Below are 14,644 nucleotides of genomic sequence, written 5' to 3'. Positions count from 1 at the left end.
CTCTAGTTCCGAAGAACTATACCCCTCGACTTGCATGTGTTAAGCCTGCCGCTAGCGTTCATCCTGAGCCAGGATCAAACTCTTCATCGTATATTATTGATCTAATCACTTAGATCGTATTGTTATTCGAATCAGTCTCTATCGGTTCTTTTTTAATCTCTCGATTATCTTACTCTTTATTCTTTTGTTTTAACATCTCTGTTAAAACGGCTGTCAATTCAATATGTCTACGAACGTGTCTTCTTTTTTGTTTCGCTTGTTTCTCAAAGCGGGTGCAAAAGTAGAAAATTTATTTTCAACTGGCAAGTAAATTTTGAAGTTTTTTTTTAGAAATTTTCATTTCCTTTTCTTCTCATTTCCTAACCAATCTATCAATGAACTTCCGTTGTTTTGCGGGGTGCAAATGTAACATCTGTTTTCAAATCTCACAAGCTTTTCAGAATCTTTTTTAGAAAATAAATTTTCGTTTTGATTAGTAATGCTTGTCAGTATTTCAGTGAACGTCTGTCGTTGTTGCGGGTGCAAAAGTAGGTAGTTTGTTTAGTAAAACAATACCTTTTTCAAAGTATTTTTAATCTTTTTCTTAAGTCACTGGTTTGGTGTTTTTTACAATCCGATTTCTTTTTGAGTTTTCTCCAGATTAACTGGTTTATGCTGGTTTTACCGTAAAGGTGCTGGTTTTGCCACGAAGACGCTAAGACGCAAAGCCTGCTTTTCCTTGTGTTTTCTGGTTTAATCGGAATTCCGATTGCTATCTCTGGTAAAACGTTAAGTTCTCTTTATACTTATTGCAAATGTTCTTCTCATGAAAACTACTGCCCTAGCCCCGATAGTAGTGAAAATCCTTTTGTGTCGGGGTTCGGCACAAAAGATTGGAACGGATAGCGGGAAATAGCTCTGGATCTTTATTAAACCCGAAATTCTAAAAAAGCAGGCTTCGACTTTGCTCAGCCGGACATGGTCACTCTTTTATATGGCTCATAAAAATAAACCCGACAGGTTTTGGAAACCTGTCGGGCTGGATGATGGAAATCTTACCTTATATATAGGATAGAGAAAAGTGTCCTTATATAGTGTTTATACTATCGATTACTTCTTTTGTAATGTGGATGCTTTTGAGTTTAGCCTGATGATCGAAAATTGGGCCTGTTGCCATTAGCTCGTCTACTTTTGAGTAATTGATGAATTTTTTAAGATCTGTTATCAGTTGCTCTTTGTTTCCTGTGAATGTACACGCGGTCATTTGATTGACATGAAAACGTTCTTCTTCGCTCATGATATCATCCAGAGAATCTACAGGCGGTTGCAAGCCTTTACGATCACCTCGAATTAAGTTTAGAAACATTTGGTACAAACTTGTAGATAATCTTTCGGCTTCTTCATTTGTATCGGCTGCAATGATATTGACGCAAGCCATTGTTTTGGGTTTATCTAAAACATCTGAAGGCTGGAAATTTTCGCGGTAAAACTCAAAAGCCTGAATCATTTGGCGTGGTGCAAAATGCCCGGCGAAAGCATACGGTAATCCATAAGCAGCGGCTAGGGCAGCACTTTCTGTACTTGAGCCCAGAATCCAGATTGGAACATTTGTACCTTCGGCGGGAAAAGCTCTCACTTTTGCAGTTGCATTTTCGGCAGAAAAGTAATCCTGAAGTTTCGTTACGTTTTGAGGAAAGCGTTGTGCCTGTTCAAAAAAGTCTTTTCTAATGGCTTCGGCCGTTGGCTGATCTGTTCCCGGCGCTCTTCCTAAACCTAAATCAATTCGGTTTGGATAAAGTGTTTCCAGGGTTCCGAATTGTTCAGCTACTACTAAAGGAGAGTGATTCGGCAGCATGATTCCGCCTGAACCTACACGAATGCTTTGAGTCTGACTGGCGATATAACCAATCAAAACTACCGTTGCTGAACTGGCAACGTGTGCCATATTGTGATGTTCTGCCAACCAAAAACGTTTATAACCTAAGTTATCTGCAAGTTGGGCTATTTCTTTTGTTTTTTGAAATGTTTCGCTTGCGTTGCTATCTTGTGTAATGATAGCTAATTCTAATATTGAGATTGAAATTGAGTCTTTCATATATAATGTAGCTTTTATACAAAATTAATTCATTTACTACAAAGCTTAAATTTTTTCATGTTAATAGAATTATAAATTTATCAGTGTTAAATGTTTTAATGCTGTTATATGTAATTGAAATATCGCCATTTGATAGCTTAAAATTTAATTTTATAATAGAAGCCACAACTTTACGATCTTAAAATTATTTTTTCGCAAGAATTTCCTATCGATCAAAAAGTTGAATGATTTAAAACCTAAATTTGTATCTCAAAAATCAATTTCTATCCTAGACTTTTCCTCAAATGACACATAAAATTTTAATTATAGACGACGAAGAAAAACTCAGAAGTCTGTTGGCACGCATTATTAAATCAGAAGGATTTGAAGTTATTGAAGCTAAAGATTTAAAATCCGGTTTTAAGAAACTCGAGCAAACTGATATTGATGTTGTTTTATGTGATGTAAAATTACCTGACGGAAATGGGGTTGATTTTCTGCAAAACATAAAAGGGAGCTTTCCTTTGATTGAAGTTATTTTATTAACGGCTTTTGGAAATATTCCTGATGGTGTTCAGGCGATGAAAAACGGCGCTTTTGATTATATCGTAAAAGGGGATGATAACGACAAAATTATTCCACTTTTATACAAAGCTGTTGAAAAAGTCCATTTGCAGAAAAAGGTGAAGCAACTCGAGAAACGTATTGGAGATAAATATTCTTTTAATACCATTATAGGAAAATCAAAAGGAATTGAACAAGTTATTGACCTTGCAAAAAAAGTTGCCAAGACTGATTCGACCGTTTTGCTTGCCGGCGAAACCGGAACCGGAAAAGAAGTTTTTGCGCAAGCGATTCATGAAAACAGTAATCGCGTTGGGAAATCTTTCGTGGCGCTAAACTGTAGTACTTTCAGTAAGGAAATTCTGGAGAGTGAACTTTTTGGTCATAAACAAGGTGCTTTTACCGGAGCTTTGAAAGACAAGAAAGGGTTTATTGAAGAGGCTAATGGCGGAACTTTATTCCTGGACGAAATTGGAGAAATGCCAATTGAACTGCAAGCCAAACTATTACGCGTTTTAGAAACCAGCGAATATATCCCAATTGGTGATACAACTCCCAAAAAATCAAATTTCAGGTTAATTGCTGCTACTAACAGAGATTTGAAAACAGAAAGTGAGGAACACCGTTTTCGTTCTGACTTGTATTTTCGTTTGAATATTTTTGAGATTACTCTTCCGCCTTTGCGCGAAAGAATAAAAGATATCGCACCTCTGACCCACTCGTTTGTCAAACAATTTTCTGAGAAGACTAATAAAAAGACTTTAGATATTGCTGACGATTTTCTTCAGAAACTAGAAAATTATTCCTGGCCGGGAAATATTCGTGAACTTAAAAATGTTATCGAAAGATCTGTAATTTTAAGCAGCGGTAGTATTTTAACCTCGGATGTTTTACCTTACGAAATGCAGCATCAGCCAGAAAAAGCCACCAAATCAATGTCGGCTTTCTCTATGCAAAGCATTGAGAAGTTGCATATCCAGAAGGTTTTGAATTACACTAAAGGCAATAAAGCGGAAACTGCCCGATTACTGGAAATTGGAATTGCAACTTTGTATCGAAAACTAGAAGAATATAGTATACAATAGACAGAGTAAAAATTCCAAAAATTAAATTCCAAATTCCAATAGCAATGGTAATGGCAAATTTCAACTTTAAATTTCTATAAAAGCTCCAGTGGAACGATGTCTTAATTTTTCTTTTGAAACCAAAGTATGTCATCCGCCGCGGCGGGTTATATGAACGTAATCTATATTTTTCTATAAATATTGCATCCGTCTGGGATTTAAATTCTAAGTTTCAATCACCAGTAATGACATTTTTAATTCCTGATTTTTAATAAAACAAACCTATCATTTTAATAAAAGCTTATCATTTTGATAGGCTTTTTTTATGGCCACTTTTTGGCACAAAACCTCAACGCCTTTATGGGCAATACTTTATCTATTACTACCATTTTTCGGTCTGACTTTTGGCATAAGTGGGAAGAACACAAAATTCATTCTCATGAAAAATCAAGTCACCTCAATCTACAAACAAGCAGAACGTTTTGCAGAGATCACCAAAAAATCTATTATTTCGGGTAATATCGTACGGGCAAAAAAATGCCTAGCTCTTGCTGAACGTCTATTTATTACCGGAAGTATCGAAACTAAAAATGCTATTTCTAATGTGTATGTTTTCTCTGTTTCTTCTTTTATGGAAGTACGTCATTGCAACATTTCACACCTTTTTCCTCAAACGCTTAAAGCAGAATATATCAAACAAATTAATACTTCGGGCGTGTAAAATGTTTAATCGGTTAACTGGTTAATCGCAAAAGCCCTAAATCTATAATCTACATTCTAAAATCTAAAATCATCTAATATGTTAATCACTTTTCTTTTACTCGCATTGGCTGTTTTGCTTTTTGCTATTTGTTTTAAATCAGTTGAATTTTTTGAAAAAATCTAAATCATGACTGCACTATTTATTATTGCCCTCGCCGTTTTTGGCTATTTGGTTTATGTATTAATCAAACCCGAAAAATTTTAATGATGTAAAGTTGAATGTTAAGAGTTAGAAGTCAGCTGATGTTTCAACTTTCATCTACATCTTTCATTTTACAAATTACATCTCACAACAAAAATAATCTCAAAATTATGAACACAGAATTACTTGGCGTCATTAGTATTTTTATCATTTCGATAGTTTTAGCCATTCCGATAGGGAAATATATTGCTAAAGTTTATTTGGGTGATAAAACATTTCTTGACCCGATTTTCAATCCAATTGAAAAACTTATTTTTAAAATCAGTGGAATCAATTCTACTGAAGAAATGAACTGGAAGCAACACTTAAAAACACTTTTAAGTATTAATATGGTTTGGTTCTTTCTTTGCTTTTTTATCTTATTGTTTCAGGGATCGTTATTCTTAAATCCTGATAACAACCCATCGATGAGCCCGGATTTGGCCTTTAATACGGCTATCTCTTTTATAGTGAATTGTAATTTACAGCATTATTCAGGTGAAAGCGGTGTCTCTTATTTATCTCAAATATTCCTGATGTTCCTGCAATTTGTTTCTGCTGGTGTGGGAATGGCTGCTGCAGCAATGGTTTTTACAGCAATGAAGGAAAGAACTACTGATAAATTGGGTAACTTTTATAATTATTTTATTAAAAGCTGTACCCGTATTTTATTACCACTTTCAGCTATTGTAGCTACTGCCTTGGTATTTAGCGGTTCACCAATGACTTTTGAAGGTAAAGATGCTATTACTACTTTACAAGGTGATCATGTTGAAGTTTCCCGCGGACCAGCTGCTGCATTTATTGCCATCAAACATATAGGAACAAATGGTGGTGGTTTCTTTGGTGCCAACTCGGCACATCCATTAGAAAATCCTACTTACTTTACGAATGCTGTCGAATTATGGGCACAATTAATTATCCCGTTTGCGATGATTTTTGCCTTAGGTTTTTATCTAAAGAAAAGAAAATTCTCCTATGTAATTTTCGGAGTTATGACCCTTGGATTCTTATTACTGGTTGTGCCAACTGTTATGAGCGAAATTAACGGGAATCCTGCAATCGAAAGAATGGGAATTGCACAGGCAACGGGAGCGATGGAAGGAAAAGAGGTTCGGTTTGGACCTGCTATTTCAGGATTCTGGAGCATTGCTACAACGGTAATTTCTACAGGTTCTGTAAATAGTATGCACGATAGTTCAATGCCGGTTTCCGGTGCTATGGAATTGCTTGCCATGATGGTTAATGCTTTTTATGGCGGTTGTGGTGTCGGGATTCTGAACTTCTACATTTTTATCATTCTGGCTGTATTTATTTCCGGATTAATGGTGGGTCGAACTCCTGAGTTTTTAGGAAAGAAAATCGAAGCGCGGGAAGTTAAAATTGCTGCTTTTATTGCAATTCTTCACCCTTTATTAATCTTATCCGGGACAGCTTTGGCTTCTTATTTTGCTGCGCATGATACCGCAATGGGATATTGGTTTAACGGGAACGCAACGGGTTGGCTGAACAATCCCGGACATCACGGATTCTCTGAAATGTTATATGAATATACTTCTAGTGCTGCCAATAACGGTTCTGGTTTTGAAGGTTTAGGAGATAACAATCCGTTCTGGAATATCACTACAGGAATTGTGTTGTTGTTAAGTCGTTTCATTCCTATCATTGGCCCATTGGCTATTGCAGGATTATTGGCTAATAAAAAATATATCCCTGAAAGTGCGGGAACTTTAAAAACTGACACTTCAATTTTTGGGGTAATGGTTTTTGCAGTAATCGCAATTATTGCTGCCTTATCCTTCTTCCCAGCGTTGGCTTTAGGTCCATTAGCGGAATACTTTACTTTAAAATAATGCTCAACAAACATAGGCCGTGGTTTCAACCACGGGGACAAAATTATGATATACATTGCTCTCCAACGGTTGAAACCGTTGGCTATGTTTTATCCTCTAATTGTTTTCAACGCATAACATTTAACAAATAACATTTAACTTTTTACAAGAAAATGACAACTAATAAATCCAATTCATTGTTTGAAAGTAAGCAAGTAAAAGAAGCCCTAGTGCAATCTTTTGTGAAGCTGAATCCAAAAATGATGATCAAAAATCCGGTAATGTTTACCGTAGAAATAGGAACTGCCATTATGTTCGCCGTTTGTATTTCCATTTTAATGGGAGCAACAGATCAGGGTAGTTTTGTCTATAATTTAATTGTGTTTTTAATTTTATTAGCAACGCTTTTGTTTGCCAATTTTGCAGAGGCTATTGCCGAAGCCAGAGGAAAAGCACAAGCGGATAGTTTAAGAAAAACACGGGAAGAAACTCCTGCAAGACAAATTTTGCCAAACGGAGATATCAAAAACATCAGTTCATCAGAATTGAAAAAAGGAGATATTTTCGTTTGTGAATCAGGTGATCTAATTGCAACAGATGGTGAAATTATCGAAGGTTTAGCTACTATCGACGAAAGCGCCATTACGGGAGAAAGTGCTCCTGTAATTCGGGAAGCCGGTGGTGATAAATCATCTGTAACCGGAGGAACAAAAGTACTGTCTGATAAAATTAAAGTGATTGTAACCTCTGAACCTGGCGAAAGCTTTCTGGATAAAATGATTGCTTTGGTTGAAGGTGCTAGCCGTCAGAAAACACCAAACGAAATTGCCTTAACCATTTTATTAGCCGCATTTACTTTAATATTCGTGATTGTGTGCGTTACGCTAAAACCGTTTGCCGACTATGCAAATGCACCCATCACGATTGCGGCTTTTATTTCTTTGTTTGTATGTTTGATTCCAACTACAATTGGAGGTTTACTTTCTGCTATTGGTATTGCGGGTATGGACAGAGCGTTGCGTGCCAATGTAATTACAAAATCCGGAAAAGCAGTTGAAACTGCCGGAGATATTGATGTATTGCTTTTGGATAAAACCGGAACAATCACGATTGGTAACAGAAAAGCAACGAATTTTTATCCTGCAAAAGGCGTATCTGAAGAAGATTTTATAAAATCTGCTGTGTTAAGTTCACTAGCAGATGACACTCCGGAAGGGAAAAGTATCGTGGAATTGGCAGGAGCCGAAACTGCCAATAAATTATCTATTGAAGGTGCTACTTTAATTAAATTTACCGCTGAAACGAGAACTTCCGGAGTTATTTTAAAAGACGGAACCAATATTAGAAAAGGAGCTCAGGATGCTGCAAAAAACATTTCGCTTCAGGCTGGAAATACTTTCCCTGAAGATACTGCTCAAAAAGTAATTGATATTTCGTCTAAAGGAGGAACTCCATTAGTGGTGGTTAAAAACAATCAGGTACAAGGTGTTATCGAATTACAGGATATCATCAAAACCGGAATGAAAGAACGTTTTGACCGTTTGAGAAAAATGGGGGTTAAAACGGTAATGGTTACGGGAGATAATCCACTAACGGCGAAATTTATTGCTGAAGCTGCCGGTGTTGATGATTTTATTGCCGAGGCGAAACCTGAGGATAAAATGAACTATATCAAAAACGAGCAAAACCTGGGTAAACTGGTTGCCATGATGGGTGACGGAACGAATGATGCTCCTGCCCTAGCACAAGCTAATGTGGGTGTTGCGATGAACAGCGGAACTCAGGCCGCAAAAGAAGCCGGAAACATGGTCGATCTTGACAATGACCCAACAAAACTTATTGAGATTATCGAAATTGGAAAACAGCTTTTAATGACTCGTGGAACTTTAACTACTTTTTCTATTGCAAATGACGTTGCGAAATATTTTGCTATTGTTCCTGCTCTTTTTATTACTGCGATTCCTGCGCTTGAAGGTTTGAATATCATGCATTTGCACAGTCCGGAAAGTGCGATTTTATCAGCAGTGATTTTTAATGCGATCATCATTCCAATATTGATTCCATTAGCGTTGAGAGGTGTTGATTATAAACCAATCGGAGCAAGTGCTATCTTAAAAAGAAACTTATTGATATATGGTTTAGGCGGATTGATCATTCCTTTTATCGGTATTAAATTAATTGATTTGGCTGTAGCGCTTTTTATGTAGCTACTAAGGCGCTGATTTGCTAAGTTTCTAAGTTTTTTTCTTAGTGTCTTAGAAACTTACCGCTCAGAATCTTCAAAAAAAATATTAGAAACTTAGAGACTTAGTCCCTTAGAAACTCAAAAAAAATGAAAAATATATTTTCAATATTAAAATTCACCCTTCTTATGGTGGTTCTGTTGGCCATTATTTATCCCTTAGCCATTTATGGAATTGCACAATTTGCTCCGAATCAGGGAAAAGGAGAAACTATTTCGGTTAACGGAAAAGTGGTTGGGTACCAAAAAATTGGTCAGAAATTCGATAAATCCAATTATTTCTGGGGACGCCCTTCGGCTGTAGATTATAATGCTGCCGGAAGTGGTGGTAGTAACAAAGGACCAAGCAATGCTGAATATCTGGCTGTGGTTCAAAAAAGAATTGATACTTTTCTGATTGTTCATCCTTATTTAAGAAAATCAGAGATTCCTGCTGATATGGTTACGGCTTCGGGAAGTGGTTTAGATCCTAATATTTCTCCTCAAGGTGCTTTGGTTCAGATAAAACGTGTTGCCAAAGAAAGAAATTTATCCGAAGATAAAGTGAAAGCCTTAGTTGAATCTAAAATTAATACTCCAAAAGTTATGGGAACTCCAACAGTTAATGTGTTGGAATTGAATGTGGCTTTGGATGAGCTTTCTAAGAAAGGTTCTTAGGTTCTGAGTCGCTAAGATTCTAAGGTTTTTATCCTGACAGGTTTTCAAAACCTGTTAGGTATGACAAAGTGATGCGTTCATCAATTCTGAGTTTTCTCCTGCAAGGTTTTCAAAACCTTACAGGTATGAAAAATCAGCATCAACCATTATTCATAGAGTACCACAAACTTCGTCATCCCGAGGAACGAGGGATCTCGACTAGAAACTCGACAAAAATGGCAACGTAGTTTATGGATTATCCTAACAGGTTTTTAAAACCTGTTAGGTATGACAAAGTGATGCGTTCATCAATTCTAAGGTTTTCTCCTGCAAGGTTTTCAAAACATTACAGATATGAAAATCAGCGTCAACCATTAATCATAGAATAACCACAAACTTCGTCATGCGGAGGAATGAAGATCTCCACTAGAAACTCGACAAAAATGGCGACGTACTTTATGGAGCTTCTTGCAGAGATCCCTCGTTCCTCGGGATGACAAATCTGTGCGTTGATCTATTGGAACGCTAAAATTAAATACCTAACAGGTTTTAAAAACCTGTTAGGATACTAATCACCCTTTTTAGCCTCAAGTGCCCTAGCCCCGATAGTAGTGGAAATCCTTTTTCTTTTTTCTTTAAAAAGAAAAAGATTGAAACGGATAGCGGGATTAGCTCCAAAAAAACCTACTAATAAAATTAATTAAACGTGATAAGTTTAGAGAACTGTCGGGTTTGAATACCACATTAAAAAAATGAAAAAAAATATACTTACGGCTTTAATTGCCTTTGGTTTTACCAATTTACACGCTCAGGAAGAAACAAAAAGTCCATTTACGTTTTCAGGATATGTAGACGTTTATTATAGTTATGATTTCGGGAAACCAGACAATCATACTCGCCCGAGCTTTTTTTACAATTATAATAAAAGCAATGAATTGAATATCAATTTAGGTTTGGCAAAAGTGAACTATCAAAAAGATAATGTTCGTGGAAATTTTGCCCTAATGGCAGGAACTTATGCCGAATACAACATGGCAGCAGAACAAGGTTTATTGAAAAATATTTATGAGGCAAATGTGGGGGTGAAAATTTCGCAAAGTCATAATCTATGGATTGATGCGGGAATTATGCCGGCACACATAGGTTTCGAAAGTGCTATTGGGAAAGATTGCCCTACTTTGACTAGAAGTATTCTGGCTGAAAACTCACCTTATTATGAAACGGGAGTTAAAATTGGTTATACATCAGAATCTGGAAAATGGTATTTGGCCGGAATGTATTTGAATGGCTGGCAACGTATTGAAAAAGTAAAAGGCAATCAAACGCCTGCTTTTGGAACGCAGGTTACTTACAAACCAACGGACAGGGTGGTTTTGAACTGGAGTACTTATGTGGGAAATGAACAACCGGATATTGACAAAAAATGGCGCTACTTTAATAACTTTTACGGACAATTTAAAGTAACGGATAAAACAAATGTTACGGCTGGTTTTGATATTGGTTCTCAACAAGCGGCCAAAAACAGTACTAAATATGATACGTGGTTTTCGCCTGTTTTGATTTTGCAATACAAACCAACGGATAAAATTCAGCTTGCAGCGCGTGGTGAATATTATAGTGATGAAAAAGGAGTTATTATCGCAACAGGAACTCCAAATGGTTTTAAAACTTACGGATTTTCAGCTAACTTTGATTACTTAGTTACTGATAATGTAATGTTTAGATTAGAAGCAAGAAATCTTTCAAGTAAAGATGAGATATTTACAAAAGACAATCTTCCAACGGATACAAATATGTTTGTAACGACTTCGTTGGCGATTAGTTTCTAGTATTATCAGCCACAGATTTCACAGATTAAACGGATTTTTTTCGCCACGAATTACACAAATTTTCACTAATTTTTTATTTAAATATAATTCGCGGAAATTTGTGTAATTCGTGGCAAATAAATCTACACAAAGCCATTTAAAAATCCTTTTAATCTGTGAAATCTGTGGCTAAAAAAAATTAAAAAACTTTATGTCTTAGCGTCTTCGCGGCGAATACTATGGAAAAGGAAAAAGAAAATAACGCACAGCACTTTCTCGATTTAATTCAGAAATCACGAAAAGGAAAGTTTAAGGTCTACATTGGCATGAGTGCCGGTGTGGGTAAAACGTATCGGATGCTGCAGGAAGCACATTCGTTATTGAAGAACGGAATTGATGTGAAAATTGGTTACATCGAAACGCATATGCGAAAGGAAACGCATGAGCTTTTATCTGGTTTGCCTGTGATTCCACGGCGAACCATTTTCTATAAAGGGAAAGAGCTCGAGGAACTCGATGTGCAGGCGATTATCAATCTAAGACCTGAAGTCGTAATTGTCGATGAATTGGCACATACGAATGTTGAAGGAAGCAAAAACGAAAAACGCTGGCAGGATGTTCTTGAAATTCTGGAAGCAGGAATCAATGTGATTTCGGCAGTAAATATTCAGCATATCGAGAGTTTAAATGAAGATGTAAAACGGATTACGGGAATTGATGTTCAGGAACGCATTCCGGATAATGTTTTGCGATTGGCAGACGAAGTGGTGAATATCGATTTGACGGCTGAAGATTTGATCGCACGTTTGAAAGAAGGAAAAATTTATACGGCTGATAAAATTCAGACAGCTTTGACAAATTTCTTTAAATCAGATCAGATTTTGCAATTGCGTGAATTGGCTCTGAAAGAAGTAGCCAGTCAGGTGGTTCGAAAAGTCGAAAGCGAAGTGCCTAATCTACATGCTTTACGACATGAAAAACTTCTGGCTTGCATTAGCAGTAATGATAAAACAGCTAAAATTGTAATTAGAAAAGCGGCACGTTTGGCAAGTTATTACAACGGATCGTGGTATGTTTTATATGTAGAAACACCTAAAGAAAGCAGCATTAAAATTGCATTAGACAAACAACGTCATTTAATCAATAATTTTAAATTGGCGGTGCAATTAGGTGCCGAAGTTATTAAATTAGAAAATAAAAATATTGCAGAAGCGATTTTGATTGCGGTTGAAGAAAAACATATTACAACTGTTTGCATCGGGAAACCACATTTGAATTTATTTAAAGTAATTTTGTCTACAACGATTTTCAGACGATTATTGAATAGTCTGTCTTTATCGAATGTAGACCTTGTTATTTTATCGTAAATTTTTTTACCATTAAGAGATTAAGAAAGATTAAGCTTTGACTTTATGCAACTTAATAACTTAATGGTTCATATATAAAAAACTTGTTTTTAAATAAACGTCATGAGAATTAAAACTAAATTGAATCTGGGAGTTGGATTGTTATTTTTAATGATTATCATACTTTCATTAGTGAGTGGATATTCTGTTTTTTTGATAAAAGCAGACACGGAAAATATTCTGAAAGCGAATTATAATACGCTTGAATATTCGAGAAATATGATTTTGTCTTTGGATGAAACTAAAATGACTACAGATAAGAAGCTACATACTTTTAGAGAATATCTTGCAAAACAGACTCAAAATGTTACTGAACCCGGAGAAAAAGAAGCAACAGCTAATCTAGAGAAAAGCTTTGCTCTTTTAGAAAAAAACAGTTCTAACGAGGCTCTAAAAACACAAATCAGACAAGATATTTTTGCGATTATGAAACTCAATCTCGATGCCATAAAGCAAAAAAGTGATATCGCCAAACATACTGCAGAAACTGCCAATTTATGGATTGCCATTGTGGGAACTTTGTGTTTTTTAATTGCCTTTAATTTACTGATAAATCTACCTAATAATATCGCCAACCCAATTAAGGAATTGACTCAGAGTATTAAAGAAATTGCAAATAAAAATTATTCGGAACGTGTGCATTTCACCAATCACAACGAGTATGGTGATCTGGCAAAATCGTTTAATACAATGGCACAAAAACTCCAGGAATACAACAATAGTAATTTGTACAAATTATTCTTTGAGAAAAAACGACTCGAAACGCTTATTAACAATATGCACGATCCTATCATTGGGCTGGATAATGAAGGTACTATTTTGTTTGCAAATGATGAAGCGCTAAAAATTATCGGAATGAAATCTGAAGATGTTATTGGCCATTCAGCTTCGACATTGGCTTTATCGAATGACTTGATTCGTTCTTTGATTTTGAAAGAATTAGCAACTGATTCTCAGAAAAAACAACCAATGAAAATTTTCGCCCATGGAAAAGAAAGTTATTTTGATAAAGAAACCATCAACATCACAATAACGCCAACCGGAGAAGAAAAAGAAATCAATATTGGCGATGTTATAATTCTGCGAAATATTACCTTATTTAAAGAACTTGATTTTGCAAAAACGAATTTTATTGCAACGGTTTCACACGAATTAAAAACGCCAATTGCGTCTATAAAACTGAGTTTACAATTGCTTGAAAATGCAAAAACAGGTGATATGAACGACGATCAGAAACAATTGGTCGAAAGCATTAAAGATGACAGTCAAAGATTATTGAAAATAACTGGCGAATTACTAAATCTATCGCAATTAGAAACAGGAAATATTCAGCTGAATATCGAAAAAAGTAATCCGTATGCAATTGTAAATTATGCTACCGAAGCCGTAAAAGTTCAGGCAGATCAAAAACAAATTAAACTGATTATTGATGCCGATGAAAATCTGCAAGATGTGAAAGCTGACAGTGAAAAAACGGGCTGGGTTTTGATTAATTATCTTTCAAACGCAATTACCTATTCATCTGAAAAAAGTACAATTATTATCAAATTAAAAAATGAAAATAATCAGATTGTATTTCAGGTGATCGATACCGGAAAAGGAATCGAAACAAGATTTAAAGACAAGATTTTTGATAAATATTTTAAGATACCCGGTAGTCAGAAATCAGGAACCGGATTGGGATTGGCCATCAGCAAAGAATTTATAGAGGCTCAAAATGGTACCGTTGGCGTTGAAAGCAATTTAGGTTTAGGAAGTACTTTTTGGTTTTCGTTGAAGGTTTAGTTTTTTTCTGTAAAACTTTGCAAGGTGTAGTCCCTACGGGACATTTTTACTGATCGCTGTTTTTTTCTACCAATATTTAACTCCTAACGGAGTATATCTCGGAGAGATTTATATTTGGTACAAAATATTTCGTTGTTTTTTCTACCAATATTTAACTCCTAACTAAGTATATCTCGGAGAGATTTATATTTGGTACAAAATATTTTGTTGTTTTTTCTACCAACATTTAACTCCTAACTAAGTATATCTCGGAGAGATTTATATTTGGTACAAAATATTTCGTTGTTTTTTCTACCAACATTTAACTCCCT

At 35.6% G+C, this 14,644-nt stretch carries 10 protein-coding genes and 1 rRNA gene; 9 read left to right on the top strand and 2 right to left on the bottom strand.

Annotation, left to right across the window (positions count from 1 at the left end; translation table 11 throughout):
• Together ACQKCJ_RS21715 and ACQKCJ_RS21710 are read right to left on the bottom strand one after the other, a co-directional pair.
• A 16S ribosomal RNA gene (locus tag ACQKCJ_RS21715) occupies positions 1-90 on the bottom strand; the annotation flags it as partial.
• 976 nt (positions 91-1,066) lie between these two features.
• Entirely contained in the window at positions 1,067-2,074 is a 1,008-nt protein-coding gene (locus ACQKCJ_RS21710; protein WP_271337797.1) for an LLM class flavin-dependent oxidoreductase, read from the bottom strand.
• Between the two features lie 284 nt (positions 2,075-2,358).
• Between ACQKCJ_RS21710 and ACQKCJ_RS21705 the strand changes: the two genes are divergently transcribed.
• The 9 genes from ACQKCJ_RS21705 (at position 2,359) to ACQKCJ_RS21665 (ending at position 14,333) form a co-directional block, all read left to right on the top strand.
• A complete protein-coding gene (locus ACQKCJ_RS21705) occupies positions 2,359-3,702 on the top strand; it encodes a sigma-54-dependent transcriptional regulator (protein ID WP_427402903.1) in 1,344 nt (447 codons plus the stop codon).
• Positions 3,703-4,120: 418 nt separating this feature from the next.
• On the top strand, positions 4,121-4,402 hold the full coding sequence (locus ACQKCJ_RS21700) for a DUF7674 family protein (protein ID WP_089352131.1): 282 nt from the start codon (positions 4,121-4,123) through the stop codon (positions 4,400-4,402).
• Between the two features lie 168 nt (positions 4,403-4,570).
• On the top strand, positions 4,571-4,648 hold the full coding sequence (gene kdpF / locus ACQKCJ_RS21695; protein ID WP_016362011.1) for a K(+)-transporting ATPase subunit F: 78 nt from the start codon (positions 4,571-4,573) through the stop codon (positions 4,646-4,648).
• A 107-nt stretch (positions 4,649-4,755) separates the two neighbouring features.
• Positions 4,756-6,477, top strand: a complete 1,722-nt coding sequence (gene kdpA / locus ACQKCJ_RS21690; protein WP_427402902.1) for a potassium-transporting ATPase subunit KdpA — start codon at positions 4,756-4,758, stop codon at positions 6,475-6,477.
• Positions 6,478-6,629: 152 nt separating this feature from the next.
• A complete protein-coding gene (gene kdpB, locus ACQKCJ_RS21685; protein WP_427402901.1) occupies positions 6,630-8,663 on the top strand; it encodes a potassium-transporting ATPase subunit KdpB in 2,034 nt (677 codons plus the stop codon).
• Between the two features lie 125 nt (positions 8,664-8,788).
• Positions 8,789-9,355 carry a K(+)-transporting ATPase subunit C gene (locus tag ACQKCJ_RS21680; RefSeq protein ID WP_427402900.1) on the top strand — a complete coding sequence of 189 codons (567 nt, stop codon included), beginning with the start codon at positions 8,789-8,791 and terminating at the stop codon, positions 9,353-9,355.
• Between the two features lie 731 nt (positions 9,356-10,086).
• Positions 10,087-11,163, top strand: a complete 1,077-nt coding sequence (locus ACQKCJ_RS21675; RefSeq protein ID WP_427402899.1) for a porin — start codon at positions 10,087-10,089, stop codon at positions 11,161-11,163.
• A 218-nt stretch (positions 11,164-11,381) separates the two neighbouring features.
• Entirely contained in the window at positions 11,382-12,509 is a 1,128-nt protein-coding gene (locus tag ACQKCJ_RS21670; RefSeq protein WP_271337811.1) for a sensor protein KdpD, read from the top strand.
• Between the two features lie 102 nt (positions 12,510-12,611).
• Positions 12,612-14,333 carry a sensor histidine kinase gene (locus tag ACQKCJ_RS21665; RefSeq protein ID WP_271337813.1) on the top strand — a complete coding sequence of 574 codons (1,722 nt, stop codon included), beginning with the start codon at positions 12,612-12,614 and terminating at the stop codon, positions 14,331-14,333.
• Positions 14,334-14,644: the final 311 nt, after the last annotated feature.

This window comes from Flavobacterium sp. NPDC079362, assembly GCF_050267765.1.
GTDB classification, from domain to species: domain Bacteria; phylum Bacteroidota; class Bacteroidia; order Flavobacteriales; family Flavobacteriaceae; genus Flavobacterium; species Flavobacterium azizsancarii.
The sequence above is the reverse complement of the archived record's forward strand: the minus strand, read 5'-3'. Positions and strand labels throughout refer to the sequence as shown.